We start from the raw sequence: 23,609 nt of genomic DNA, 5'->3' as shown, positions 1-23,609 counted from the left end.
GCCTTCCCCGGGGACGGGCCCCGGGCGGGTTGGAGACGGTCGTGGAGGCGCTCGCGGTGCCGGCCGTGCCGGGCGGATCGTTCGCCGCGGCGCGCATTGAGGCTCGGAGGGCCGCCCGCTAAGATCGCGCGCGTTCCTCATGGAGGCGGAGACTCGCAGGCAGGCTCGGGCGCGGCGCCGTGCCGAGAAGACGGCGAAGCGCGCGCACGGCCTCACCGTCCTCGAGGACATCAGCGCCATCACGGCGCGCTCCGAGGACCTCCAGGAGACCCTCCAGCGCATCGTCGAGGTGGTCGCCGAGCGGGTAGGCACCGACGTCTGCTCGCTCTACATCCTCGATCCGCGCGCGCAGCGCCTCACGCTGTGGGCGACCATCGGCCTCGATCGAGGCTCCATCGGCAAGGTGACGATGAGCGTCGAGGAGGGGCTCACCGGTATGGCGATCGAGAAGCTCGAGCCGGTGCTGGCGGTGGATGCGATCACGCACCCTCGCTTCAAGTTCTTCCCGGAGACCGGCGAGGAGAAGTACCACTCCTTCCTCGGCGTGCCGATCATCGAGCGCGGCACGCCGATCGGCGTGCTGGTCGTGCAGACGCTCCGGCGCCGCAGGTTCTCCCCGCACGAGATCCGCATCCTGCGCGAGATCGCCACCAAGGTGGGCCCGATCATCGTGACCGCGCGCCTGATGGAGGACCTGAAGAGCAAGGAGAACGAGCGGCGCGAGTTCCGGCGCCGGATGGTGGCGGCCATCAAGCGCCTCCAGGCCTACGAGAAGGCCCCGGACCGGGCCGAGGCGGCGGCGCCCGGGCGCGCGCGGCTCAACGGGCTGCCCGCGGCCCCCGGCTTCGGCCGCGGCCGGGCGCACCTCCTCGAGCCGCCGGTCAGCTTCGAGCTGGTCGAGGAGAAGCGCGCCGACCATCCCGAGGAGGAGAAGCGGCGCTTCAAGCGCGCGCTCAAGCAGTCGATGGCCGAGCTCGACCACCTGAAGGAGCGGCTCGCGAAGCGGCTCCCCGAGTTCGACGGCGGCATCATCGACGCCCACCGCCTGATGCTCGAGGACCCGGGCTTCGGGCGCAAGGTCGAGGCCGCGGTCCACGGCGGCCTGGCGGCCGAGGCGGCGCTCAAGGGCGTGGTCGAGGAATACGTCGAGCAGTTCGTGCGCATGTCGGACGGCTACCTGCGCGACCGGGCGGTCGACGTGAAGGACGTCGGCCTCCGCATCCTGCGCAACCTGCGCGGGGTCCCCGAGCCCGAGCGCCCGCTCGACAAGGACAGCGTGCTGGTCGCGGAGGAGCTGACGCTCTCCGACCTGTCGCTCATCGAGCACGAGCACCTGTGTGGCATCGCCCTCGCCACCGGCGGCGTCACCTCGCACGCCTCGATCCTCGCCAAGTCGTTCGAGATCCCCACCGTCGTCGGCTGCGAGCACCTGACCGAGACCGTGCAGGAGGGCGACGACCTGATCGTCGACGGCAACTCGGGCGTGGTGTACGTGAACCCGCCGGTCGACGTGGCGCGCGAGTACGAGCGCCTAGAGCGCGAGTACAGCGCCTTCAACCAACAGCTGGAGACGCTGAAGCACCTCCCGGCCGAGACGAGCGACGGCCGGCGCCTCTCCCTCTACGCCAACATCGGCCTGATCGCGGATCTGCTCTTAGCCCACCGCCACGGCGCCCAGGGGGTGGGCCTCTACCGCACCGAGTTCCCCTTCCTCACCTACCGCGAGTTCCCCAACGAGGAGGAGCAGTACCAGCTCTACGCGCGCGTGGTGCGCGGCATGGAGGGCCGGCCGGTCACCATCCGCACGCTCGACGTGGGCGCCGACAAGTACCCCGCCTACATGCAGGTGCCGCGCGAGGACAACCCGTACCTCGGCTGGCGGTCGATCAGGATCTCGCTGGAGATACCGGAGTTCTTCAAGATGCAGCTGCGCGCCATCCTGCGCGCCGCCGTGCTCGGCCGCGTGCGCGTCATGTTCCCGATGATCTCGAGCGTGGAGGAGATCCGGCGCGCCAAGGAGCTGCTCGCGGAGGCGAAGGAGGAGCTCGCGCGCGAGGGCCGCGAATTCGAGCCCGGGGTGCAGGTCGGGATGATGGTGGAGGTGCCGTCGGCGGTGGCGCTCGCCCACCAGCTGATCCGCGAGGTCGACTTCTTCTCGATCGGCACCAACGACCTGATCCAGTACCTGCTCGCGGTCGACAGGAACAACCGAAAAGTCGCGCCGCTCTACGAGCCGCTCCATCCGGCCGTGCTGAGCGCGGTGCACGAGGTGGTGCAGGCGGCCAAGGGTGCCGGCAAGTGGGTCGGCATGTGCGGCGAGATGGCCGCCGACCCGCAATGCACGCTGGTCCTCCTCGGCTTCGGGCTCGACGACCTCTCCATGGGCCCGTTCTTCATCCCGGTCATCAAGCGCATCATCCGCTCGGTCTCCTACCCGGCGGCGCGCAACATCGCGCGCGACGTGCTCGAGATGGCGACCGTCAAGGAGGTGAAGGGCTACCTCTTCGACGGGATGAAGAGCCTCGGCATCATCGAGCTCATGGAGATGTATCACTAGGACCCGACCGGACGCCGTGACGAACGTCGCGTTGACAGCGCCGCGCCCGGCGTCTACAAGCCACTAGACCGGCTCTACGCACCGGGACATCGAGGAGGCGTCCCATGCTGCTCGCCGCCACGGCGCTCTCAGGCATCCTGCTCGTCGCCGCCCTCTGGCCGCTTCTCCGGCGCGCGCGGCGCGAGGCCCGCGAGATCGTGCCGCTCGCGGTGAGCCCCGCCGCGGCCGTCCCGCAGCACCCCCCCGTCCTCTGCCGGACGCTGCGCGTTTACTTCATCAAGCCCTCCAAGTACGACGACCGCGGGCGCGTGGCGCACTTCTGGAAGGGCGTGCTGCCGAACAATACGCTCACCGTGCTGGCCGCGCTGAACGAGGCCTACAATCGCCTGCGCGACGATGACGGCGTCTACGTCGAGACCGTCATCTGGGACGAGCAGGTCGACGGGCCCGTGCTGCCGGCGACCATCCAGAGCATCCAGGAGAAGGCGCTCGAAGACGGTGTCGAGGTGATCGTCGGCCTGGCCGGCGTGCAGACGAACCAGTATCCGCGCGGGCGCGACCTGGCGCTCCAGTGTCGCCGTGCCGGCTTCCCGGTCCTGTTCGGCGGCTTTCACGTGAGCGGCCATCCCGAGTCGCGCGCCTTCCTCGAGAGCTGCGGCATCACCACCGTGGTGGGCGAGGCCGAGACCATCTGGGGCGACATCCTCGACGACTATCTCGGCGGCGAGCTCGCGCCGAGCTACAGCGTGACGGAGGGCATCCGTGCCAGGACCGGCTCGGGCGAGATCACCGTGCCGCTCATCACCGAGGCGCAGCTCCCCGCTATCAACGACCCCTATCTCCGCCGCTTCGCCTCGCCCAACATGACGACGGTCGATACCTCGCGCGGGTGTCCGTTCACCTGCTCGTACTGCAGCGTGAAGAACGTCATGGGGCGCACGATGCGGGCGCGGGACCCCGAGGCGGTCGTGCGCTGGATCCGCGACGCGGGCGAGCATCACGGCATCGACTCGCTCTTCATCGTGGACGACGACTTCTTCCGCAGCCCGTCCTGGGAGCCGATCCTCGAGGGCATGGCCGACTACCGCCGCAAGGGGAACCGGCTCTCCTTCATGATGCAGGTCGACGCCGAGGCGGCCGCCTTCGACGATCTCGGACCCGGCGAGAAACCGTCGAGCCAGCGGCAGAAGTGCGAGCGCTTCCTGCGCCTCGCGGCCGCGGCCGGCTGCTACTCGGCGTTCGTCGGCTTCGAGACTTTCAACCCGCAGAACCTCCTCGCCGTCACCAAGGTGCAGAACCTCGAGAAGGAGCACCGCCAGCGCAAAGAGGGGGCGGCCGCTGCGGCCGCCCTGCAGGCCGTCAAGGAGAAGTACCGCCGGGTGTGCCGCAACTGGCATCGGCACGGCGTGGCGGTGCACTGCGGCTACATGATCGGCTTCCCCTTCGACGGGCCGGAGATCGGCCGCCAGTCCGCCGAGTGGCTGCTCGAGGTGGGCGTCGACCTGGCCTCGTTCTTCATCGTGACGCCGCTGCCCGGCACCGAGGACCACGACAAAGCGGTACGCGAGGGCACGATCGCCGACTGGGACTTCAATCAGTACGACTCGCAGCACATGGTGTCGTACCACCGGTGCATGACGCCGGCCGAGGTTGAACGGGCATATCGCGACGCCTACCTGAGCTTCTACTCGGCGCGGAACACGCTCCGCTCGCTCCTCACCTGGCACCGCGTACCGGGTCTCAGCTGGCCGGCGCGGAGCGCCATGACGCGGCAGCGGCTCTACTACTTCTACAGCTATCGCGCCGGCCGCCACCCGATGCTGGGCGGGCTCTGGCAGAAGGGCGTCAGGCCCGAGGCGCGCCGGCGCGTCGTGGGCGACGAGGAAGCGCGGGCCGAGTACCTCGGTGCTGGGATCGTCAGCACCGAGGGGGTGCGCGTCGAGCTGCCGGCGTAGGCGGCACCCAACCGACCGGCGCGCCCGCCGCCCTGGCCCGCTGCGCCGGTGGCTCGTGGACTTTGGGGCTGGTGGATTGTAGACACGCGCCTCATGGGCAGGCTCGCGGGGCGCGTCGCGGTGGTCACGGGCGGCGGCTCGGGGATCGGGCGCGCGATCGCGCGTTCCTTCGCGGCCGAGGGCGCGCGGGTCGCGGTGGCGGACCTGAATCGCGAGGGTGGGGAGCGCGTCGGCGCCGAGATCGTGGCCGCCGGCGGCACGGCCATCGCCGTCCCCACCGACGTGGCCGACAGCGCGCAGGTGGACGCGCTCTTCGCGCGCGTCGTGCGCGAGTGGCAGACGGTCGACGTCCTCTCCAACAACGCCGGCATCGGGGAGCTCTCCCCGCCGCTCAGGGCGCAGGTCGCGCAGGCCCTCCAGGCGCTGCTGGGCGGCGCCCGCCTCTCTCTCGGCATCACCCGCCACATGGACGACGCCGAGTGGCGTCGCATGCTCGACGTCCACCTCTTCGGCACCTTCGCCTGCACGCGCGCGGCCCTCCGCATCATGGAGGAGCGGGGTCGGGGCGCGATCGTCAACATGGCCTCCGTTGCGGGGCTCGCGGGCATCCCGGGCTCCCCGCACTACGGCGCGGCCAAGGCGGGGATCATCGGCTTCACCAAGTCGGTGGCGCTCGAGGTGGGCGGCGCGAACATCCGCGTGAACGCGATCGCGCCCGGCCTGATCGACACGCCGATGACCGCCGACATGCCGCCGGTGGTCCGGCAGATGGTGCTCATGCGCACGCCGCTCGGCCGCAGCGGGACGCCGGAGGACATCGCCGCGGTGGCGCTCTTCCTGGTCTCGGACGAGGCGAGCTTCGTGACCGGGCAGGTGGTGAGCCCGAACGGCGGCTTCCACACGTAGGGGGACGATGCGGGAGTGGGCGGCGGCGATCCTCGTCCTCCTCTCCGCGTGTGCGCGGCATCCGGAGACGCCGCTCTTCACGGGCGAGCCCTATCTCCTCGTGTGGGCGGGCGACGCTGACCGGCAGAACAGCGACTTCCTGGCCGTGCTCGACGGCGACCCGACCTCGCCCTCCTACGGCAAGGTCCTCAGGACCTACCCGGTGCGTTCCCGCGGCAACGAGCCGCAGGCCCTCATCGCGGCGCCGCGCGCGGACCGCCACGTGTTCGCGAGCGGCGTGCTCACCGACCGGACCTTCGTGTTCGACGTGCGCCAGCCGCTCGCGGCCCGCCTCGTCCACATCGACGAGCCGGGGCCGGGCCGCCGTTTCGGCGCGCCGCACGACTACGTCACGCTCCCGAACGGGCACGTGGTCGCCACCTGCGCCGATCCGCTGCGCTATCGGGGCGAGCCGCGCGAGATCCTGGGCGCGCCCGGCGGCCTCGTCGAGCTCGACGCCGACGGCGGCTTCGTGCGGGAGATTCCCGCCGCCGACCCTGCGGCGCGCCACCTCATCATCGCGCCCTTCGGCGCGGCCGCCTCGCCCTCCATCGGCCGCCTGGTCACGACCAACGCCGGGCACGGCTACGCCGCGACGACGCGCGGCGAGCGCATGCCGGGCATCAGCGTGCAGGTGTGGACGCTCGACGGCCTCCGCCTGCTGAAGACCGCCGTCATCGACGCCGACAAGCGGGGTGAGGAGAACCTGGGGCCCGCCACGGCGCGCTTCATGAACCGCAAGCCCGTCCTCTACGTGAGCACCGACCAGGGCGGGGCGCTCTACGCCTCCGACTCGATCAACACCTCGAACCCGGTGTTCCAGCTGGTCTTCGACTTCGGCCCGGGGGCGCTCGGCGGCGGGACGGCGATCACTCCCGACGACCGCTTCCTGGTGGAAGTCCTCGGCGGCTCGAGCCGTGTCGTCTCGCTCGACCTGGGCGACCCCTGGCACCCGAAGCTCGTTTCCGCGGTTCGCCTCGACCGCGATCCGCTCGACCCGGGCAAGGCGCGCCGCGGCGGGCCGCACGGCCTCGCCATGAGTGCCGATGGGACGCGCCTCGCCGTCGCCGACTACACCGCGGACGTTCCTGGCTACCGGCAGGACGGCGACCATCGCGTCTACCTGCTACGCCTCGACCCGGCGACGGGGCGGCTGCGCATCGACGGCGCCTTCCAGGACGAGCTGTCGGGCGAGGTCGGCGTGAGCTTCGAGCGCGCAAGCTGGCCGCACGGGGAGACCGGCCCGGCACGGCCGGCAGGCCTCCTCTTCGTCACCCCCGAGCCGCCGCCCGCGAAGGGACGCCGCGAGGGGGAATGATGCCGGGGCTCATGAACGGCGACATGATGTAGCGAGCATCAGGCGGATGGCGTCGTCTGCTGCCGCCCGTGGGACGAGCGTCCTCGGGCGGCGCGGGGCGGCCGCCGCCGTGCGCTCGAGCCGGGCGGGAAGGCGATCGCCACCGGTACGCCGAGCGCGTGCGCGATGGCGAGCGCGCTGGCGACGGTGGGAAGAGCGCGCCCGTTCTTCACCTGGTTCAGGTGCGCGCGACCCACGCCCGCGCGGGCGGCGAGCTGGGCGTCGCTCCAGTCGCGGGCGGCGAGCAGGCGGGCGATCGCGTTCCGCGTCATGGGCGCCCGCGGACCCAGAGCGCCTCGACCGGCACGCCGAGGGCGGCCGCGATGCGCTCGGCAACCTCGAGGCGCGGGTTGGCGCCGGGCACGCGCAGGCGGGCGAGCAGGCGCGGCGGGAGTAGCGTTCGCCGCTCGAGCTCGCCCCAGGACATGCCGTGGCGACCGAGCAGGATCGGGAGCCGGTTCACCACTGCGGGAGGCGGGCGGCGCGCCATGCGGTGCGAGCATGGGGCCCCGGCGCGCGTGTTGCAAGGCGAGGTGATGCCTAGGGTCGGAACGCCCGAGTATTTTCGGGGAGCTTCTCTGATACCCGTACAGTCACCGCCCAGCGGTGACTTAGCGCCGCTCCCCGAGGCGGCGGAGCCGCGCCGCGTGAAGCTGGAGGACATGGGCAACGATCTCCAAGTCGTCGGCCGTCACCGGGGCCTGGACGTAGCGGCCGGTCGTGATGTCGGTCACGCGGAGGTAGACCTCGCTCTCCTCGGAGCCCGGGGTCTCGACCAGCATGACCTCGGTGTGGTCTGTCCGCCAGGCCCGCGTGCCGGGCATCAGGTCCTTCCGCTGCTCGAGCGGCGAGTGGCGCCGGCCCCGCGCGCGTTCGAGTTCGTCCTGGTCGCGGACTGTGTCGCGGCGATCCGCCTCGTTCGGCCGCGGCTCGTCGTGCTTCTCGGTCATCCCGCTAGGAGGCTGCGGCCCGCCCGGACGGCAGGATCCCGCTGCGGGGCTCCTGCGCCTTCGGCTGCACCAAGTCGCCGTAGGTCACCTGGCCCCGGTCGATGCGGAGGTTGTAGCCGCAGGTCGGACTGTCGCAGACCCATGCCTTGTAGAGGATCGCGGCGCCGTCCTGCCCGTAGTCCGAGAGCGGCAGCATGGTGCCGATCCCGCACTTCTTGCAGCGCACCAAGGGTAGCGTCTCCGAGAGCATGCTCTCCTCCCTTCCCCCTTTCGAGCTGGCGGACGACGCTCGGAGCATAGCCCCGCGGCGCGATTTATCAACTAGGAATACCCGGCCCCGATCAGGACCTGGCAGGTTGGGCTCGGTGCTCCGGTGTATTCGCTGCCTGCTGGATGGTTGGAAGTGTACCTGGATCAGGGTGACAGGAGGTTTCTCGACACGTGTGGATAGTGTCCCATCTCGGCGCGCCTCGGGGCCCGCCAGGCCGCTCTACTGGCAGGAACCCAAGAGTGTGGCGACCGCTACGTCGTTCGGGAAGGAATCGGTCTGCTCGTCGGTCCGACTGAAGGGCGTCGCGTCGGCGAGCACGCCGTCCGCCCTGAGGCGAAGGGCGATCACGCGATCGAGCTCGCCGCCGGCGACGTAGACGGCCTTTTCGGTGGCGGTCAGCTTGACCGGCGTCATGACCGGGTTCGCCTCGGAGAAGCGCGTCGGCCCCCTCGGCAGCCGGACCATGGGCGCGCCCGCGAGACGCGGCTCGGGCTTGAGACGATAGGCGTCGACCCGTCCCTTGAAGAACTCCGTGCCGAGCAGCGTGTCGCCGCCCGGGTGGAGCACGAGACCCTCGTACTGGAGGATGCGCCCGGTCGTGCTCGCCGCGCACTGCTGGCGCTGCTTCTTCGCCTGCCGGCGCGCGCATGCCGGCGTGGGCAGGAAGTACGCGATGTCGCCGCAGCTCTCGGCAACGACGTTCCCGTTCGCGTCCTTGCCCCTGTCGCAGAAGGTGCCGTCGGGCTGCAGGCGGAAGGCGGTCAAGCGGCGGAGCGCGCGCTCCTCGACGTAGACGAAGTCGCCGACGACGAGGAAGGCCTTCGGCCTCTGGAGGCGCTTGCGCTCCGAGTCCGGCGTCTTGACCTTGGACGCGTCCGTGTTGTTCAGGCGGCAGCCGGTCTGGGGCAGGCTGCCGTCGGGGTTGAGCCGGTAGATCGCGATGCGCCCGGGGATGTCGTCCGCGCTCACGTAGAGGAGGCCGCTGGTCGCCTGCGCGTCGAGGAAGGTGTTGGTGGGCTCGCCCTGGATGCAGCTCGTGAAGGGGTCAGGACTGCCCCCCCGCGGCGGCGTGGGCAGGCTGCCGTCGGCGGCGAGCGCGAAGGCCTCGAGGAACCCCTGGTGCGTGACGTAGAGCGTCTTCCCGTCGGGGCTGAGCGCCAAGTCCTGCGGGTTCCGGACCGCCCTGGTGTCGCCGAGGCTGCTGAGCCCACCGTGGTCGCCGATCTTGAACGCCTCGATGCGGTCGGCCTCAGCGACGTAGAGGACGGGTTTGCCGAGGACGTCCTTCCCGACCAGCACGCGCCGCGGTAGCCGGCCTTGCGTGCCGACCTGCACACTGGGGCTGGCGGCGAGCGCGCCGTCCGCCCCCAGGCAGAAGCCGTCGATCCGCTGCTGGCTGGCGGCGGTCGCGTAGAGGATCGAGCCCGCCAGCGCCGGCTCGGCGACGAGCAGCGCGACGAAGAGTCCATCGATCACGGAGCGCATGAGGCGGCGACTTATAGCAACCGCGCCGGGGTGCGTGAAGCGATTGCGAGCGGCGCACCGGCCGCGCATAATCCTGACTTCGACCGAGGAGGTGCCATGCCCGCGCTCGTCACCAGCCGCCGCGAGGCGGCGCTGCTCTACGTGGCGCTCAACCGGCCCGAGAAGCGCAACGCCATCCACCGGGAGTTGCTGCTCGCGCTGGTCGACGCGATCGCGGCGGCCGAGCGCGAGCCGGACGTGCGCGCGGTCGTGGTCTACGGCGAGGGGCCCGTCTTCTCCGCGGGCGTCGACTTCGCGATGCTCGCGGGCGATGTCAGCGGGGAGCGCGCGCTCCCGTTCCGTGCGCTCGTCGGCGACATGCAGGCGGCCCTCTCCCGCCTGGAGGCGCTCGAGAAGCCGGTCGTGGGCGCGCTCCATCGTTACGTGCCGGGCCTCGGGCTCGAGCTGGCGCTGGCCTTCGATCTACGCGTCGCGACCGCCGACTGCGAGCTCGGACTGCCCGAGGTGCGGGTCGGCCTCGTGCCCGACGTGGGCGGTACGACGCGCCTCGTGCGCACCGTGGGCTACGCCAGGGCGAAGGACCTCATCCTGACCGGGCGCATGATCGGGGCTGCGGAGGCGCTCGCGATCGGCCTCGTCAACCAGGTCGTGCCGCCGGGCGAGCACGTGGCGGCCGCCGCGCGGCTGGCGGAGGTGATCGCGGCCAACGCCCCGCTCGCGGTCGGGCTCGCCAAGCGCCTGGTCGATCTCGGCAGCAACGTCGACAAGCACACCTTCCTCGCCATGGAGCTCCTCGCGCAGAGCGTGCTCCTGCGCAGCGAGGACGCGCGCGAGGGGGCGCGCGCGCTGGCCGAGCGCCGTCCACCACGTTTCACCGGCCGCTGAGGACCCCGTGGGCTCCTGGAACGTCCTCGCCACCTCGCTCGAGGGCCGGCGGGACGCCCTCCTGATCGCGCTCCGGCGCCTCGGAAAGTTCCGTCGCGGCGGCTACCGCAACGTCGTGGTCGGCGAGGTGGAGCGCGTGGACGAGTTCCTCGCCTGCGTGCGCGCGGCGCTCGAGGTCGATCCGCTCCTCCCCACCGCGCTCGCCCGGATGGTCCCCATCGAGGCGACGGTGCGCTTCGAGGGGCCGACCGCCGTCGAAACCCTCGCCGCCGCCGCCGCCCCGTTCATCCAGCGTCTCGCGGGCGGCTCCTTCTTCGTCCGCCTCGAGCGCCGCGGCTTGAAGGGCCGGCTCCACACGCCCACCGTCGAGCGGGCGCTCGGCGACCACGTCTGGCGCGCCCTCGAGGCGCGCGGCCACACCCCGCGCGTCGACTTCAAGGACCCGGACGCCGTGCTGGTGATCGAAACCATCGGCGACGAAGCCGGAATCGCCGTCGTCACACGCGCGCTCCGCACGCAGCACCCGTTCGTGAAGATCCGCTAGGCGACCCGCCGCCACACCGCGCCCCGGCAGCTCGTCCGCGCGCCTAGCTCTCGATCGTGGTCGACCCGAGCAGGTTCCCGCCGAGCCGCGCGTGCCCGACGCGAGGATCGCCGATCACGTTGATCACCGACGCCTTCCCCGCCGCGAAGGCGCGCTCGAGCGCCGGCCGGATCTCCTCCGGGCGCGTCACGTGCTCGCCGTGGCAGCCGATGGCCTCGAACATGCGATCGTAGCGGAGCTCGGGCAGCATGTCGAAGGGATCGACGCGGCCGCGCAGCATCGGCATCTCCTCGAAGCCGGGGCCCCACGAGCTGTTGTTCCAGAGGAGGGTCACGATGGGGAGCCGGTGCTTGAGCGCGGTCTCGAGCTCCATGCCGCCGATGCCGAAGCCGCCGTCGCCGATGACGACGATCACCTGCTTGCCCGGGCGCGCGAGCTGGACGCCGATCCCCATGCCGATGCCGTGACCGACGGGCGCGAGCGGCCCTGCGTCCACGATCTGCCCTGCGAAGCGCGCCCCGAACCACTGCGAGAGCCAGCCCGAGAGCGTGAAGCTGTCGATCACGAGCGTCGCGTCACGGTCCATCAGCTCGAGCAGGTCGCGCGTCACGCGCGCGGGATGGATCGGGGTGCGCTCGTGCACCTCGGCCTCCTGCGCGCGGAGCGCCTGGTCGAACTGCGCGCGCATGCCCGCCACCTCGGCCAGCCAGGCGCCGCCCTGGCGCGCGATCCGGCGCGCAGCGGCGAGGTCGCAGAGCTGCCGGAGCACGAGCTTCGGATCGCCGACGATCGGGATCTCGGCGGGCACGTGCCAGCCGACGCGCTCGGGCGCCGCGTCGACCTGGATGTAGGTTGCCTCGGCGTTCCACGTCGGCGGCTGGCCGAAGTGCTCGCCGCTCCAGAACTTGAAGCCGACGGCGAGGATCAGGTCGGCCCGCCCGGTGAACGGCTTCTTCCATGCCCCGCGCACGGCGAGCCGGTCGTCCTCGGGGAGCGCGCCCTGACCCGCGCGACGGGTGTAAACGGGAACCTGCAGCCGCCGCGCGAGTTCGCCCAGCTCGGCCGCCGCGTCCGACCAGAACACGCCGTCGCCGGCGACGATGAGCGGACGCTCGGCGCGGGCGAGCGCCTCCAGCGCGCGCTCGACCGCCACGGGGTTGCCAGCGCTGCGCAGCTCGGCGGGCGCGTAGACGCGCGCGCCGCGGCGCTGCTTCGCCGGTTCGTCGTGGTGGTAGAGGATGTTGGTCGGGATCTCGACCAGGGTCGGACCGGGCGGCGGGCTCATCGCCTCGCGGAAGGCGAGGCGGACGTCCGCGGCGATCGTCGACCAGGCAAGGACGCGCTTGGTGAACTTGGAGAACGTGCGGCAGATGTCCACGCCGTACGCTTCCTGGAACGAGCCGAGCTGGTCCTCGGTGGTGGGGTGCTGCCCGGCGAGGCAGACGACGGGGCTGCCGGTCAGGCCGGCGACGCAAAGTCCCGTCACGGCGTTGGTGAGCCCGCAGCCCGCCGTGACCGAGAGCACGCCGGGGCGGCCGCTCGTGCGGGCGTAGGCGTCGGCCGCGTAGGCGCACGACTGCTCGTGGCGCATGTGGACCATCTGGATGCCGTGTTCGCGGAGGTGCGAGAGGATCGGCCAGATGTGACCGCCGTTGATGGTGAACAGGTGGCGGACCCGCTGCTCCGCGAGCACCTGGCCGACGAGCGCGCCGCCGTCGACGTGCGCCGCGCCGGCGGCGGCCGGCTTCGCCAGCGACTCCCCCATCTTGCGTGTGCCGTCCATACACCGGCTGTACCAAGCCGGGTGCGCCGCTCGCAAGCTACCGCGGGCGGGAACGGCGGCGGCGGTCCTCGCGGGGCGCGGCTCGGTCGAGGATGCGCTCGAGACGTTCGATCGCTTCCTCGGTGCGGGTGGCGGCCGACTCCGCGCGCGCCGCGGCAGCCTCGGCCCGTCCCGCGGCAGCCTCGGCCCGCGCGGCCGGGTCATCGCCGTGCGCCCGCCCGGCGAGCGCCACCAGCAGCGCAGCGGCGGCGCTGGCCGAGCCTAAAGCGCCGAAGCGCATCGATCGACGCTAGGCGGTGCGCGCGGAGGAGTCAACCGGCGCAGGGGGTGACAGACGGGCGCCGCGTGGCTAGACTTTGGCGCCAATGACCGGACGCGAAGCCCTTTTGCGAGCCTTCGATCGCCTCTTCGACGCCGCCGCGAAGAAGCTGAACGTCGTGTGCACTCCCGAGGAGCGAGCCGAAGCCAAGGAGCAGTTCGCGAGCCGCTTCGAGCACGCGCTCGCCCTCGCCCAGAAGGTGGAGATCGGGGAGCTGCCCGACGGGGTCCTCGATGCGATGGAGGTGGCGATCGCTCAGCTCTCTCCCGCCGAGCTGGCCGGCGTGATCGCCTCGGTCCCGCTGGCCCAGCAGACCCAGGAGATGCTGCGCGCGATCGCCTTCCGGCAGGCCGAGCAGCGCCTGCTGGAGCACTTCGCACTGCAGGCGGACGCGCGCTACGGCGGGAACTAGTTCGACCCCCGTGGTGCCGTCTTTTTTGCGTTGACCTCGCTCGGGCCGCTCTGGTACGGTCCGCGCGCTTTGCAGGATATGCAGCGCGCCAAGGTCATCCCGGTCGACTTCGCGGCCCGGCGCCGCATGCGCGCCGCGGCGCGCGTGCGCGCCCCCGTGCCGTCCCCGCTTCCGCTGCCGGCGCTGCAGGCCCTCGGACGCTCTTCCGGCTTCCTCGTGTTCTGGCGGCCGCCTGCGCGGTACAGCGCGGCCGAGTACCTGGGCGGCCGGTGGGACTGGGGCTGGACGATCTTCGTGTGGACGAACGACGCCGCCGTGGGGCCCGTGTGGTGCGAGCTGGTGAACGGGCGGGGCTACGTGGCCCAGCGGCTCACGCGCCAGGGGTTCGTCTCGTTCCTGCGCCGGGCAGGCGACGTGGGCGGGCTCCTGCTGGACGGCGAGCTCGACGGCGACGGGCACGTGATTCGAGCCGAGCCCGACCAGCTCGTTCGGCGGACGGACGCGCTCTCGGCTCTCGGCTCCTGAGCCCCGCGCCCGGGTGGTGGGCGCCGGCGGTCGCGGAGGGGAAGTGATGCGGAAGGTGGCGGCTCTGGCGGTGCTGATCGCGGCGGCGCGCGTGGTGCTCGCGCGCGAGACGGCGGCGCCCGTGGCCTACGTCGTCATGGATGCTGAGAGCGGCACGATCCTCGCAGAGCACGAGGCGCACAAGCGCTGGCCGCCCGCCTCGATGGCGAAGATGATGACGGTCCTCGTCGCCATGGAGCGGGTGCGCGACGGCGCGCTGTCGCTCGACACGCCGGTGCGCACCTCGGCGTGGGCGAGCCGCATCGGCGGCTCGCAGGTCTATCTCGCCGAGGGCGAGACGTTCCCGCTCGGCGAGCTGCTGAAGGCGGTGATGATCGAGTCCGCCAACGATGCGGCGGTGGCGGTGGCTGAGCACATCGCGGGCTCGAGCGCGGCGTTCGTCCAGCTCATGAACCCGCGTGCCGCGGCGCTCGGGCTCGCGGACACCACCTATCAGAGCCCGCACGGCCTCCCGCCCGGCAAGGGGCAGACGGCAGACCTGACCAGCGCGCACGACCTGGCCGTTCTCGCCCGCGAGCTCATGCGCTTCTCCGAGGTGATGCGCTGGGCCGGGACGGCGAGCGCCGGCTTCCGCAACGACACGCTCGTGATGGCGAATACGAACCACCTCATCCGGACCTATGCCGGCGCGACCGGCCTGAAGACCGGCTACTACCGCGAGGCCGGCTTCTCCGTCACGGCGACCGCCATCCGCAACGACCTCGACCTGATCGCGGTCGTGCTCGGGCTCCCTACCAAGCAGGAGAGCTTCACCGAGGCGGCGCGCCTGCTGAACGAGAACTTCGCCGCCTACCGGGTCGTGGCAGCGGCGCGCCGGGGGGCGCCGGTGGGGCAGGTGCCGGTCGCGGGCGGGAGCGAGCCGAGCGTCAAGGCGGTGGCTCTGAGCGATCTCCGCGTGCTCCTGAAACGCGGCGCGGACAAGGACGTGGTCGTCGAGGCGCACGTCCCGCGCCAGCTCCAGGCGCCGGTCAAGGTGCGCCAGCCGCTGGGCGACGTTGTCGTCCGCCGCGGCGAGGAGGAACTCGGGCGCGTGGCGGTGGTGGCGGACCACGAGGTGCCGGCGACCGGCTGGCTGTCCTGGCTCTGGAACCGCGGGCTGACGAGCGCGACGGCGCGCTGACAGCTAGGTGTCCTTGCGGGCGCTGGGCTCGGGCCCGGGGTCGAGAACGACGTCGTCGGGCAGCACCATCAACGACTCCCCCGAGTCGAAGTCGACGTGCACGAGCGTCCGGCCGAGGTTCTCGGTCGTGTAACGTATGGTGCCGGCCAGCTTCCCCGGCAGGTAGCCCCCGTGATGCGCGATCGGGCGCGCGGTGAGGCAGCGAAATCCGCCAAGGCTTCGGTCGAGCATTTTCTCAACCCTCACTCGCTTAGGAAGCAAGCCTCGTGCCGGGCGGTGCGAGGCCGAGGTGCGGCGAACGCCGGCGCTCCTCCCCCCGCTGCGGGCGGAATGATACGCACGGTGCCTCGTTTTCGAGCAGTCGAGACGTTGTAAAATCGACATTCAGGGTTCAAGCCCTTGCAAGCGTGCGGGGAGTGCGCCGGTGCGCGAGAACGCCCTGCGCCCGCCCGGGCTGCTACGGGCTCTCGGCCGGCGAGGGCAGCTGCGCGGTCGGCAACCAGACCGGTCGCTGGGCCCCGTAGTGGAGGCAAGCGGCCTCGAGTCGCTGCCGGAGCTTGCGCGACCGGAGGCGCACCGTCTTTGCGCGTAGCGGCTCGAAGCCGGCGCGCTCGAACGAGCCCCGATCGACCAGCACCGTCCCGGCCTCCGCCTCGGCGCAGAGAATGGCGGCGAGATTCACGGGCTCACCGAGCGCGCCGAACTGCTTCTTGCCGTAGGGGCCGATGTAGCCCATCGTGACCCGGCCGAAACTCAAGCCGGCCCCGAGGCCGACGGCGACCTGCGGCCGTCCTGCCGCCTGCCAGTCGGCCCGCCAGCGCTCTCGGAGCGCGTCGAACTCCCGGTGGAGCACCGGGCACATCTCGTTCACCAGGCGATCGAGCATTCTCCCGGGTGGCCCACCGGCCAGTTCGGCGATGAAGAGGGCGAGCAAGCCGTCACCCGTGTACTGGAAGACCAGACCGCGATGGCGCTCCACCACGGCGGTCAGCGCGGTCAGGTACTCCTCGAGAAGACCGGCAAGGTCGTCGGTGTCGCCCAGGGCCAGGGTGAGCTGCGAGAAGCCGCGCATGTCGACCGCGAGCACGCCCGCGTCGTGCGCGTGTGGCACGAGCAGCCCGGGATGCGCGCGAGCGCGCAGCGCGCTCTCCAGGATGAGGGCGCTCAGTCGATCGGCGGCCGCGGCGGCAACGCCCGAAGAGAAGCGGACGAGCGCCGAGGCGGTGGGCCCGAAGCAGCGCGCCGCAACGGCCGCAACCGACCGGACGCCCCGGTGCGGGAGGTCGAGCCACCGCGCCACAGACGGCCGCGCCAGAAGCGCGGCGACGCCGTCCACCCAGCGCTGCGAACCGTCGGCCTGGGTTGCGCTGCAGGCCATGAGGAGCTTCACGTGCGCGGGCTGGTAGCGAACGGCGTCCACTGCGCTGCGGGCTGCCGACCACGCGAGCCTGTCGACGGCCATATCTTTGAACTGGCTCAGGAAATACATCGGTCAAAGCACCTCCTTCAGCCTTCCCGTTCTGCACGGGTCGGAGTCCTATATGACGCAGCGTGCCATGGCCATACCGGCATCCGGGCCTTCGCCCAGCGGCGCGGCCGACGGCGTCGTCAGTCGAGCCCGAAGACGAGCGCGGGCAGCTCGCTCAGCGTCGTGATCCTGCTCACGCCGGCGGGGAGGCGCGGACGCTGGTCGCGGCGGTCGACGAGGATGGCGCGAAGCCCGGCGCGGCGGGCGCCCTCGACGTCGGCCACGAGGCCGTCGCCGGCGTGGACGGTCGCGGCTGGCGCGACGCCGAGCGCGCTCGACGCGCTCCGAAAGATCGCCGGGTCCGGCTTGGCCGCAGCCGCGGCGGTCGAGTGGAGCACGAGGTCGAGGAGCGGGCGCAGGCCGAGGGCGGCGAGGAGGGGCGGGAGGCGTCCATCGAAGTTGGAGACGACGGCAAGCTTGAGGCCCTGCGCGCGGAGCAGGCGGAGCGCCTCCGCCACCTCGGGGAAGACCCGCCACGCCTCTCGGCGGCCGTAGTGGGCGAACAGCTCCGCGAAGCACGTCTCGAAAGACGGCCGTTCCGCGGCGGGCCCGAATGCCCGGCGCACGACCGCGTGCCACCACGCGCGCTCGCGCTCGGCGAGACGGGCGCGGCCGACACCGGGGAAGGCGAGCGAGGGGGCGGCGACGAGCGCCTCGCCGAAGTCCCTCTCGGCCCGAGCGGGCGCGAGCGTGATTCCGTGCCGGGCCGCGAAGCGGGCGTAGGTCCGCCCGACCGGCTCGGCCACCGCGAAGAGCGTGCCGACCGCGTCGAGCGTGACCGCCTCGAGACGCATCAGGGTCGTCGCGGCCCGCCGAACTCGGGCTCCTCCCAGAACTGGATCAGCACGCCGTGCGCGTGGCGCGGATGGATGACGGCGGTCCGGCGGCCCCCCGGTATCTCCGCCCTGCCGATCAGCTCGATGCCATCGGCCTCCAGGCGGCGCACCAGTGGGTCCAGCCGGTCGACGTCGATCGCGAGGTGATGAAATCCCTCGCCGCGGCGGGCGAGGAAACGCTCGACGAAGCTCGCCGGGCGCGCGCTCTCGATCAGCTCCATCTTGCAGCCCGCGAGCCAGAACCTCTGGAAGGCGTGCGCGCCGTCCCAGCCGCGCTGCTTCGGCCGCGGCGCCTCGATCGGGAAGAGGCGCCGGAACCAGCCGAGCGTCGCGTCGATCGAGCGCACGGCGAGCGCCACGTGATCGACACGGAAGCGCACCCCGTCGCGCGCCGCGACCGGGTCGGTCGGGTGATCCGCGGGCGGCGCGCCGTGGAAGCCCGGCACCTGCCAGAACTGGATCAGGATGCCCGGCGCGGTGCGCGGCGAGATGAAGGCGGTCTCGTCGCCGTTCCCGTAGTCGCCGCGGTCGACGATACGGAGGCCCGCGCGCTCGAGGGCCGCGGTGTAGGCGCCGAGCCGGCCCTCCTCGACATCGATCGAGAGATGATGCATGCCCTCGCCGCGGCGGGCGAGGAAACGCTCGACGAAGCTCGCCGGGCGCGCGCTCTCGATCAGCTCGAGCTTCCAGTCGCCGACGAGGAAGTCGGTCCACACGAACTGGTCATCGTACCCGGAGCGTGGCTCGACACGCATGCGGATGGGGAGCACGCGCCGGAAGAAGGCGAGGGCCGGGGCGATGGCCCCGACCGCGATCGACACGTGGTCGACTCGGAGAGCGGGAAAGGACGGGCCCACCGGGGTCAGGCGCCTGCGGCGCGGAAGTTCCGGAGCTCGGCCGTCAGGCCGTCCGCGCCGTTCTCGACCACGACGTAGCCGCCGTCGCGCAGCGGGCCCGCGTTGAGCACGAGCGTCTCGCCCACGCGCTCGGTGCCCCGTCCCTCGTGAATGTGCCCGACGACGGCGAGGTCGGGCCGCCGCACCTCGATGAAGGCGCGCACCGCCGGGCTTCCCACCGGGCGGCCGTTCATGAGGCGATCGAGGCGCGTGTCGAAGGGCGGCGCGTGGCAGACCATGAGGCGCCGGGGCGCGTCCGCCACCGCCGCGTGGCCGCGCTCGAGGACGGCCCGCAGCTCGTCCTCCTCGAGCTCGGTCGGCGTGTCCATGGGGGTGATGTTCGAGCCGCCGCAGCCGAAGATGCCGAGGTCGCCGAGCCGCCGTCCCTCGCCGTGGAGCGAGATGCCCTCGGCCTCGAGCGCGTCGATCACCGACGGCATGTCGAGGTTTCCAGTAACTGCTAGCACGCTTGGGCAAAACTGCCTGACCGCATCGACGACCCGGAAGGCGTCGGGAGGGTCTCCGAAGTGGGTGAGGTCGCCGGTGAGGATCGCGCACTCGGCCTCGCGGAGCACGGGGCCGAGTCGTTCGATGGCCCGGAAGGCCATGTGAATGTCACCGAAGCAGACGAGTCGCACCGACCGCGGTTTTAGCTGCCGCCCGATGTCGTCGCAACGAGCCGTGGCGTGTTCCTTCGGGGTAACGGATCGTTTCGCCGCGCGGCGGATGAAACTTCGCGCCCGTTGAGACCGCTCGCCCGGGGCTGGCCGCTCGCCCGCTACGGGCGCTCTGCATGGCCGCCGTCTACGTGCCGCGATCGCCGACGACCGGCGTGCTCTACGGCGTCGTGCGCACACACCTCACCGATTTCCTCGCCGCCGTAGACGCACAGACGGATGGCAGTGGCCTCCCCGGGTTTGTCGTGAACGAGTTCCGAAAATTCCTCCGCTGCGGGGTGTTGGCCCACGGCTTCGCGCGAGTACGCTGCGGGCACCGTGCGTTCGAGCGCCTGGTTCCCTTCTCGTGCAAGGGCCGCGCGGTCTGTCCGAGCTGCGGCGGACGGCGGATGGCCGAGCGCGCGGCACACCTCGTGGATCGCGTGCTGCCTGCCGACGTGCCGGTCCGCCAGTGGGTCCTCTCGGTCCCGCACCGGCTGCGCTACCGGCTCGCCTACGATCACCGCCTGTGTCGCACCGTGCTGCACGTCTCCGTGCGCGCGCTGCGCAGCGCCTATCGCCGCCAGGCGCGGCGTCAGGGGCTGGCGGGCGGAGAGACCGGCATGGCGACGAGCGTGCAGCGCTTCGGCGGGGCCGTGAACGTGCACCTTCACTTCCACACGCTCGTCCTCGACGGCGTCTTCGTGCGCGACGGGGACGGCACGCTGCGCTTCCGCCAAGCGTCGCCGCCCACGGACGAGGACGTGCACCGCGTCGTCGCGCGCGTGCGGCGGCGGCTCGAGCGCCTCGGCGTGACGGGGACGGCGAGCGCTGCCGAGGACCCTGATCCGCTCGCGGACGAGTCCGCGGCGCTGGCGGCCCTCTCCCGGGCGGCGATCCTCGGCCGGGGCGCCCTGGGCCCGCGCGCGGGGCGGCGGCCCGTGCGGATCGGCGCGGACCCCGATGCGCCGTGGGTCGAGCGCCACGTGCCGCTTCACGCGCACGAAGCCGGCTTCGACCTGCATGCCGCCGTGCACGTCGCCGCGGGCGACCGCGAGCGGCTCTGCCAGTACCTCTGCCGTCCGCCGCTCGGGCAGGGGCGACTGCACCGGCTGCGCGACGGGCGGATCGCCGTCGCCCTGCAGCGCCCATGGGCAGACGGGACGACCCATCTCGTCTTCACACCGGTGGAGCTGCTGGAGCGGCTCGTCCCGCTGGTGCCCCGGCCGCGGACCAACCTGATACTTCTATCACGGCGTCCTGGCGCCGAACGCGCCGTGGCGCCGGGCGGTGGTGGCGCGCGCCGAACCCGAGGCTGGCACGGTCCCATCGCCGCCGCCCGCCGACGACCCGCGTGACGATGCGACGCATCGTCGCGCGCGCCCGAAGTATCGCGCCTGGGCCGACCTCATGCGCCGGGCGTTTGAAGCCGACGTCCTCGCCTGTCCGAAATGCGGCGGGCGCATGATCGTGCTGGCGACGATCGAGGACCCCGCGGTGATCCGGCGGATCCTCACGCACCTCGGGCTGTCCATGGAGGCCGGAGAGGCATTACCGCCTGCGCGGGCGTCGCCGTGGGCCGACAGCCCCTCGGAATAGAAGCTGGCCCGCTCCCCCGCCCGCCACGCATCGCTTCGCCCGGAAGCTGGTGCCAGGATCGGCTCTCCCGTTCACCCCGTGTCCCGGAGCACGCAGACTTCACAACGCGCCGTGTCTGTGACCACGTCGCCTTGGGCATTATACGCCCCGCGCGAGCCGGGGGGCCTTGGGGCGAGGGTCTGACTTCGGACGTTACGTAGACTTCCCGGTTTAACCCACATCGCGACAGCACATCGTTGCAACGTGCGACGCGCCACCGCCATCGATGACCTCTGGAGCGGCCCTCGGTGCACGAAGGGTCGGCGCGAGTCCGACCGCCCGCGCAACGAAGTGTTTCGGCGCGGGGCGGATGGAACACCATGCCGCGTAACCGCGCGAGACGGGGGAACTGCATTCACTTCCAGCGTCAGGGCCAGCCGTTCTTGATCGCCCAGGTCTGTTCGTGTACACGTCATGTACACGAGGCCACATGCGGACGTCCGCGGTTCGCCACAAGCACCTGAAGCTCGACCAGAGCAAAATCGACTTCGCGAAACGGTACTTCGGTGTCGACTCGGAGCAGGAGGCGATCGAACGAGCGCTCGCGCTCCTGATGGATGAGGAGCGGATCGGTCGGCGCCTGAGGCCGCTCAAGGGAATCCTCAAGGGTGACGAGCGGCCGTGGCCGTACCGGTAGGTCGCAAGGTCCTCCTCGACACCAACGTCTTCATCGACTACCTGCGCCTGGGCGCGCACGCCCAGTGGGTCACCGGCCCGGCGCAGCGGACCGTGCGCTTCCTCTCCTCGGTGGTGCTCATGGAGCTCCGTCTCGGGGCGGACACCCTTCCACGCCGTCGTGCGGTCGATCGGATCAAGGGAGCCTTTCCGGCGCAACGGCTGATCGGTCCGGCGCCCGATCTGTTCGACCGTGCCGCGGTCCTCTTCAGGGCCCTCCACGGTGACGGACGGGGGCTGCGAGACCGGCTCGGCATCGTGAACGACCTGCTGATCGGGCTGAGCGCGTGGAGGATCGGCGCCACGGTCGTCACCGCGAACGTCGACGAGTTTGCCAGGATCCAGCGTCACCTTCCGGGTTTGTCGGTCGTGCCGCCGTCGCCCTGACCGTGTCCCGGGTGGATCCTCTTGCCAGGACGCCGTTGCTACCGCCCTGCTACCACGGCATCCGAACCACCCCGCACTCAACGAGTAGGCGAGGAGCGTTCCAACCCTGAAATTGTGCGGGGCTGTTGCTCGGCGTGCTGCTGAGTTCGTCCCTCAAACGAAGTCGAGGTTCCCGGTGACGGCGAGCACCTGCGGGCAGAACGCGCGCACCGCTGCGATGCCCCGGAAGGCATCCGCCGGGTCGCCGAAGTGCGTCAGGTCGCCCACGAGGATCGCTGCGTCGGCGGTCGAGAGCTCTGGCGCGAGCCGTCCGATGGCTCGAAGTGCCATGTGAATGTCACCGAAGCAGACGAGCCGCACGGTATCCTTGTAACCCGCAGCCCCAACTGGATCAACGTGGGGATGACAACGAGACAGCGCCGCCGGAGACCTGCTACAACTCCGCGCACGGCCATGGTAGGGTACGCCGGCCGTGGGCGAGGTGATCGCATTCGCGGAGATCGTCCGCATGCGACGGCAGCGCGTCGCACGTGCCGTGCACGCTCGCTGCCGGATCCTGATTGCGGCGGCGATCACGGCGGCGCGGGCGGAGCTGGTTGGCGCGCCCGCACCCGAGCGGCCGGTGCGGATTGCCCGCCTGCGGAAGCTCGAGCAGCTCGAAGAGTACGCGAGCGCCCTGGGGTAGGGGCCGCCCGGGCGGGGAGGGGTGGTGACGATCGAAGCGTGGATGGTCGCGGCGGCGATCGTGGTGGGCGGGGCGCTCGTGGTGCTCGCCCGGGAGGTTCGCCGCACCCGCGCCCCGCGCGACGACACCGGGGCGCTGCTCCTCCTCCAGCAGCAGCTCGACGCCCTCCGCGCCCAGGTGGCGGAGGCGCTCGCCGGCCAGGGGGAGCTCGTCGGTCAGCAGCTCGCGCGGCTCACGGGGCAGATGAACGACCGCCTGCGCGAGAGCCTCGAGGTGGTGCAGTGCAGCCAGGCCGCCGTCGGCGAGCGGCTCGATAACACCTCGCGCGTGGTGGGGGAAGTGCAGAAGGGCCTCGGCGAGTTGCGCGAGGCGGCCTCCAAGGTCTACGAGGTCGGGCGCGACGTCGCCTCGCTGCACGACATCCTGCGCGCCCCGAAGCTCCGCGGTGGACTGGGCGAGTTCCTCTTGGGGGACCTCCTGGCGCAGGTGTTGCCCTCCGCCCACTTCACGCTCCAGCACGCCTTCCGGAGCGGCGAGCGGGTCGATGCGGTCGTCCGCCTGGGCGACGGGCTCGTCCCCGTCGACGCCAAGTTCCCGCTCGAGGACTTCCGGCGCCTGCTCGAGGCCGCGGACGACGACGAGCGCGCGCGCGCCCGCAAGGCCTTCGTCGCCCGGGTGCGGAGACACGTCGACGACATCGCGACCAAGTACGTGCTCCCGGACGAGGGCACCTACGACTTCGCCCTGATGTACATCCCGGCCGAGAACGTCTACTACGAGACCATCATCCGCGACGACGAGCCCGGCCTGGCCGCCTACGCCATCGCCCGAAAGGTCATCCCGGTGTCGCCCAACTGTTTCTACGCCTACCTCCAGGCGATAGCGCTCGGGCTGCGCGGCCTGCGCATCGAGGCGCGCGCGCAGGAGGTGATGGGTCTCCTGGCGCGTCTCGGAGGCGACCTGGGTCGCCTGAAGGAGGACTTCCGCCTGGTGGGCAAGCACCTGACCAACGCGGCGGCGGCGTACGGGGCGGCCGAGCGCCGCATGGAGCGGCTGGGCGGCAAGCTGACGGCCATCGGCGGTGAGGAGCCCGCCGAGGACGCGCCGCGGCAGGCGCTCCTGCTCCGCTCGTCGTAGAGA

At 71.7% G+C, this 23,609-nt stretch carries 24 protein-coding genes; 15 read left to right on the top strand and 9 right to left on the bottom strand.

Annotated features, from left to right (window positions below; all coding sequences use genetic code 11):
• The first annotated feature begins 139 nt into the window (after positions 1-139).
• The 4 genes from ptsP (at position 140) to E6J59_07970 (ending at position 6,775) form a co-directional block, all read left to right on the top strand.
• Positions 140-2,557, top strand: a complete 2,418-nt coding sequence (ptsP, locus tag E6J59_07985; GenBank protein TMB20766.1) for a phosphoenolpyruvate--protein phosphotransferase — start codon at positions 140-142, stop codon at positions 2,555-2,557.
• A 104-nt stretch (positions 2,558-2,661) separates the two neighbouring features.
• Positions 2,662-4,512, top strand: coding sequence for a radical SAM protein (locus tag E6J59_07980; GenBank protein TMB20765.1), 1,851 nt, complete (start codon positions 2,662-2,664; stop codon positions 4,510-4,512).
• A 93-nt stretch (positions 4,513-4,605) separates the two neighbouring features.
• Positions 4,606-5,418 (top strand): SDR family oxidoreductase, encoded by an 813-nt coding sequence (locus E6J59_07975; GenBank protein TMB20764.1) that lies wholly within the window; start codon positions 4,606-4,608, stop codon positions 5,416-5,418.
• Positions 5,419-5,425: 7 nt separating this feature from the next.
• Positions 5,426-6,775, top strand: a complete 1,350-nt coding sequence (locus E6J59_07970) for a hypothetical protein (protein ID TMB20763.1) — start codon at positions 5,426-5,428, stop codon at positions 6,773-6,775.
• A gap of 38 nt (positions 6,776-6,813) precedes the next feature.
• Here the strand turns inward: E6J59_07970 and E6J59_07965 are convergent, their stop codons facing one another.
• From E6J59_07965 to E6J59_07950, 4 genes are all read right to left on the bottom strand, one after another.
• Complete coding sequence (locus E6J59_07965; protein ID TMB20762.1) at positions 6,814-7,317, bottom strand: helix-turn-helix transcriptional regulator; 504 nt, start codon at positions 7,315-7,317, stop codon at positions 6,814-6,816.
• 108 nt (positions 7,318-7,425) lie between these two features.
• Positions 7,426-7,764 carry a hypothetical protein gene (locus E6J59_07960; protein TMB20761.1) on the bottom strand — a complete coding sequence of 113 codons (339 nt, stop codon included), beginning with the start codon at positions 7,762-7,764 and terminating at the stop codon, positions 7,426-7,428.
• A gap of 4 nt (positions 7,765-7,768) precedes the next feature.
• Entirely contained in the window at positions 7,769-8,014 is a 246-nt protein-coding gene (locus tag E6J59_07955) for a hypothetical protein (GenBank protein ID TMB20760.1), read from the bottom strand.
• Between the two features lie 240 nt (positions 8,015-8,254).
• Complete coding sequence (locus E6J59_07950) at positions 8,255-9,520, bottom strand: hypothetical protein (protein ID TMB20759.1); 1,266 nt, start codon at positions 9,518-9,520, stop codon at positions 8,255-8,257.
• A gap of 96 nt (positions 9,521-9,616) precedes the next feature.
• On the opposite strand from E6J59_07950, the gene E6J59_07945 reads away from it, so the two are divergent.
• A complete protein-coding gene (locus E6J59_07945) occupies positions 9,617-10,405 on the top strand; it encodes an enoyl-CoA hydratase/isomerase family protein (GenBank protein ID TMB20758.1) in 789 nt (262 codons plus the stop codon).
• A 7-nt stretch (positions 10,406-10,412) separates the two neighbouring features.
• Entirely contained in the window at positions 10,413-10,949 is a 537-nt protein-coding gene (locus E6J59_07940) for a hypothetical protein (GenBank protein ID TMB20757.1), read from the top strand.
• A 43-nt stretch (positions 10,950-10,992) separates the two neighbouring features.
• Here the strand turns inward: E6J59_07940 and E6J59_07935 are convergent, their stop codons facing one another.
• Positions 10,993-12,936: a thiamine pyrophosphate-binding protein gene (locus E6J59_07935; GenBank protein ID TMB20756.1), complete on the bottom strand. Its 1,944-nt coding sequence runs from the start codon at positions 12,934-12,936 to the stop codon at positions 10,993-10,995.
• Between the two features lie 161 nt (positions 12,937-13,097).
• Between E6J59_07935 and E6J59_07930 the strand changes: the two genes are divergently transcribed.
• From E6J59_07930 to E6J59_07920, 3 genes are all read left to right on the top strand, one after another.
• On the top strand, positions 13,098-13,463 hold the full coding sequence (locus E6J59_07930; protein TMB20755.1) for a hypothetical protein: 366 nt from the start codon (positions 13,098-13,100) through the stop codon (positions 13,461-13,463).
• A gap of 78 nt (positions 13,464-13,541) precedes the next feature.
• Positions 13,542-13,988 (top strand): hypothetical protein, encoded by a 447-nt coding sequence (locus tag E6J59_07925; protein ID TMB20754.1) that lies wholly within the window; start codon positions 13,542-13,544, stop codon positions 13,986-13,988.
• 46 nt (positions 13,989-14,034) lie between these two features.
• Entirely contained in the window at positions 14,035-15,168 is a 1,134-nt protein-coding gene (locus tag E6J59_07920) for a D-alanyl-D-alanine carboxypeptidase (protein ID TMB20753.1), read from the top strand.
• Between the two features lie 3 nt (positions 15,169-15,171).
• Here the strand turns inward: E6J59_07920 and E6J59_07915 are convergent, their stop codons facing one another.
• The 4 genes from E6J59_07915 to E6J59_07900 all read right to left on the bottom strand — a co-directional run bounded on the left by E6J59_07915 (position 15,172) and on the right by E6J59_07900 (position 18,905).
• Positions 15,172-15,399, bottom strand: a complete 228-nt coding sequence (locus tag E6J59_07915) for a hypothetical protein (GenBank protein ID TMB20752.1) — start codon at positions 15,397-15,399, stop codon at positions 15,172-15,174.
• A 226-nt stretch (positions 15,400-15,625) separates the two neighbouring features.
• Positions 15,626-16,657: an adenylate/guanylate cyclase domain-containing protein gene (locus E6J59_07910; GenBank protein ID TMB20751.1), complete on the bottom strand. Its 1,032-nt coding sequence runs from the start codon at positions 16,655-16,657 to the stop codon at positions 15,626-15,628.
• Positions 16,658-16,776: 119 nt separating this feature from the next.
• Positions 16,777-17,490, bottom strand: coding sequence for an HAD family hydrolase (locus E6J59_07905; protein TMB20750.1), 714 nt, complete (start codon positions 17,488-17,490; stop codon positions 16,777-16,779).
• Positions 17,490-18,905, bottom strand: a complete 1,416-nt coding sequence (locus E6J59_07900; protein TMB20749.1) for a hypothetical protein — start codon at positions 18,903-18,905, stop codon at positions 17,490-17,492. The genes E6J59_07905 and E6J59_07900 overlap by 1 nt, the downstream gene beginning before the upstream one ends.
• 316 nt (positions 18,906-19,221) lie before the next feature.
• Between E6J59_07900 and E6J59_07895 the strand changes: the two genes are divergently transcribed.
• The 6 genes from E6J59_07895 to E6J59_07870 all read left to right on the top strand — a co-directional run bounded on the left by E6J59_07895 (position 19,222) and on the right by E6J59_07870 (position 23,606).
• A complete protein-coding gene (locus tag E6J59_07895; GenBank protein TMB20748.1) occupies positions 19,222-20,442 on the top strand; it encodes a transposase in 1,221 nt (406 codons plus the stop codon).
• Positions 20,378-20,683 carry a hypothetical protein gene (locus tag E6J59_07890; GenBank protein TMB20747.1) on the top strand — a complete coding sequence of 102 codons (306 nt, stop codon included), beginning with the start codon at positions 20,378-20,380 and terminating at the stop codon, positions 20,681-20,683. The genes E6J59_07895 and E6J59_07890 overlap by 65 nt, the downstream gene beginning before the upstream one ends.
• A gap of 469 nt (positions 20,684-21,152) precedes the next feature.
• Positions 21,153-21,359, top strand: coding sequence for a hypothetical protein (locus E6J59_07885; protein ID TMB20746.1), 207 nt, complete (start codon positions 21,153-21,155; stop codon positions 21,357-21,359).
• The gene (locus E6J59_07880; protein TMB20745.1) at positions 21,344-21,784 is read left to right on the top strand and encodes a type II toxin-antitoxin system VapC family toxin; all 441 of its coding nucleotides are present in this window, start codon (positions 21,344-21,346) and stop codon (positions 21,782-21,784) included. The genes E6J59_07885 and E6J59_07880 overlap by 16 nt, the downstream gene beginning before the upstream one ends.
• A 472-nt stretch (positions 21,785-22,256) precedes the next feature.
• Positions 22,257-22,469 carry a hypothetical protein gene (locus E6J59_07875; GenBank protein TMB20744.1) on the top strand — a complete coding sequence of 71 codons (213 nt, stop codon included), beginning with the start codon at positions 22,257-22,259 and terminating at the stop codon, positions 22,467-22,469.
• A gap of 24 nt (positions 22,470-22,493) precedes the next feature.
• On the top strand, positions 22,494-23,606 hold the full coding sequence (locus E6J59_07870) for a DNA recombination protein RmuC (GenBank protein TMB20743.1): 1,113 nt from the start codon (positions 22,494-22,496) through the stop codon (positions 23,604-23,606).
• Positions 23,607-23,609 lie beyond the last annotated feature (3 nt).

This window comes from Deltaproteobacteria bacterium (assembly GCA_005879795.1).
GTDB lineage: Bacteria > Desulfobacterota > Binatia > DP-6 > DP-6 > DP-6.
Note: the sequence above shows the minus strand (reverse complement) of the source record. Positions and strands in the feature narration are given on the sequence as shown.

Bases quoted from the DNA above. Each gene is read 5' to 3' on its own strand.
- E6J59_07910 (TMB20751.1), bottom strand. From the start codon at position 16,657: ATGTATTTCCTGAGCCAGTTCAAAGATATGGCCGTCGACAGGCTCGCG.
- E6J59_07915 (TMB20752.1), bottom strand. From the start codon at position 15,399: ATGCTCGACCGAAGCCTTGGCGGATTTCGCTGCCTCACCGCGCGCCCG.
- E6J59_07920 (TMB20753.1), top strand. From the start codon at position 14,035: ATGCGGAAGGTGGCGGCTCTGGCGGTGCTGATCGCGGCGGCGCGCGTG.
- ptsP (TMB20766.1), top strand. From the start codon at position 140: ATGGAGGCGGAGACTCGCAGGCAGGCTCGGGCGCGGCGCCGTGCCGAG.
- E6J59_07935 (TMB20756.1), bottom strand. From the start codon at position 12,936: ATGACCCGGCCGCGCGGGCCGAGGCTGCCGCGGGACGGGCCGAGGCTG.
- E6J59_07925 (TMB20754.1), top strand. From the start codon at position 13,542: ATGCAGCGCGCCAAGGTCATCCCGGTCGACTTCGCGGCCCGGCGCCGC.
- E6J59_07960 (TMB20761.1), bottom strand. From the start codon at position 7,764: ATGACCGAGAAGCACGACGAGCCGCGGCCGAACGAGGCGGATCGCCGC.
- E6J59_07975 (TMB20764.1), top strand. From the start codon at position 4,606: ATGGGCAGGCTCGCGGGGCGCGTCGCGGTGGTCACGGGCGGCGGCTCG.
- E6J59_07950 (TMB20759.1), bottom strand. From the start codon at position 9,520: ATGCGCTCCGTGATCGATGGACTCTTCGTCGCGCTGCTCGTCGCCGAG.
- E6J59_07980 (TMB20765.1), top strand. From the start codon at position 2,662: ATGCTGCTCGCCGCCACGGCGCTCTCAGGCATCCTGCTCGTCGCCGCC.
- E6J59_07945 (TMB20758.1), top strand. From the start codon at position 9,617: ATGCCCGCGCTCGTCACCAGCCGCCGCGAGGCGGCGCTGCTCTACGTG.
- E6J59_07955 (TMB20760.1), bottom strand. From the start codon at position 8,014: ATGCTCTCGGAGACGCTACCCTTGGTGCGCTGCAAGAAGTGCGGGATC.
- E6J59_07930 (TMB20755.1), top strand. From the start codon at position 13,098: ATGACCGGACGCGAAGCCCTTTTGCGAGCCTTCGATCGCCTCTTCGAC.
- E6J59_07895 (TMB20748.1), top strand. From the start codon at position 19,222: ATGGCCGCCGTCTACGTGCCGCGATCGCCGACGACCGGCGTGCTCTAC.
- E6J59_07885 (TMB20746.1), top strand. From the start codon at position 21,153: ATGCGGACGTCCGCGGTTCGCCACAAGCACCTGAAGCTCGACCAGAGC.
- E6J59_07970 (TMB20763.1), top strand. From the start codon at position 5,426: ATGCGGGAGTGGGCGGCGGCGATCCTCGTCCTCCTCTCCGCGTGTGCG.
- E6J59_07905 (TMB20750.1), bottom strand. From the start codon at position 17,490: ATGCGTCTCGAGGCGGTCACGCTCGACGCGGTCGGCACGCTCTTCGCG.
- E6J59_07965 (TMB20762.1), bottom strand. From the start codon at position 7,317: ATGCTCGCACCGCATGGCGCGCCGCCCGCCTCCCGCAGTGGTGAACCG.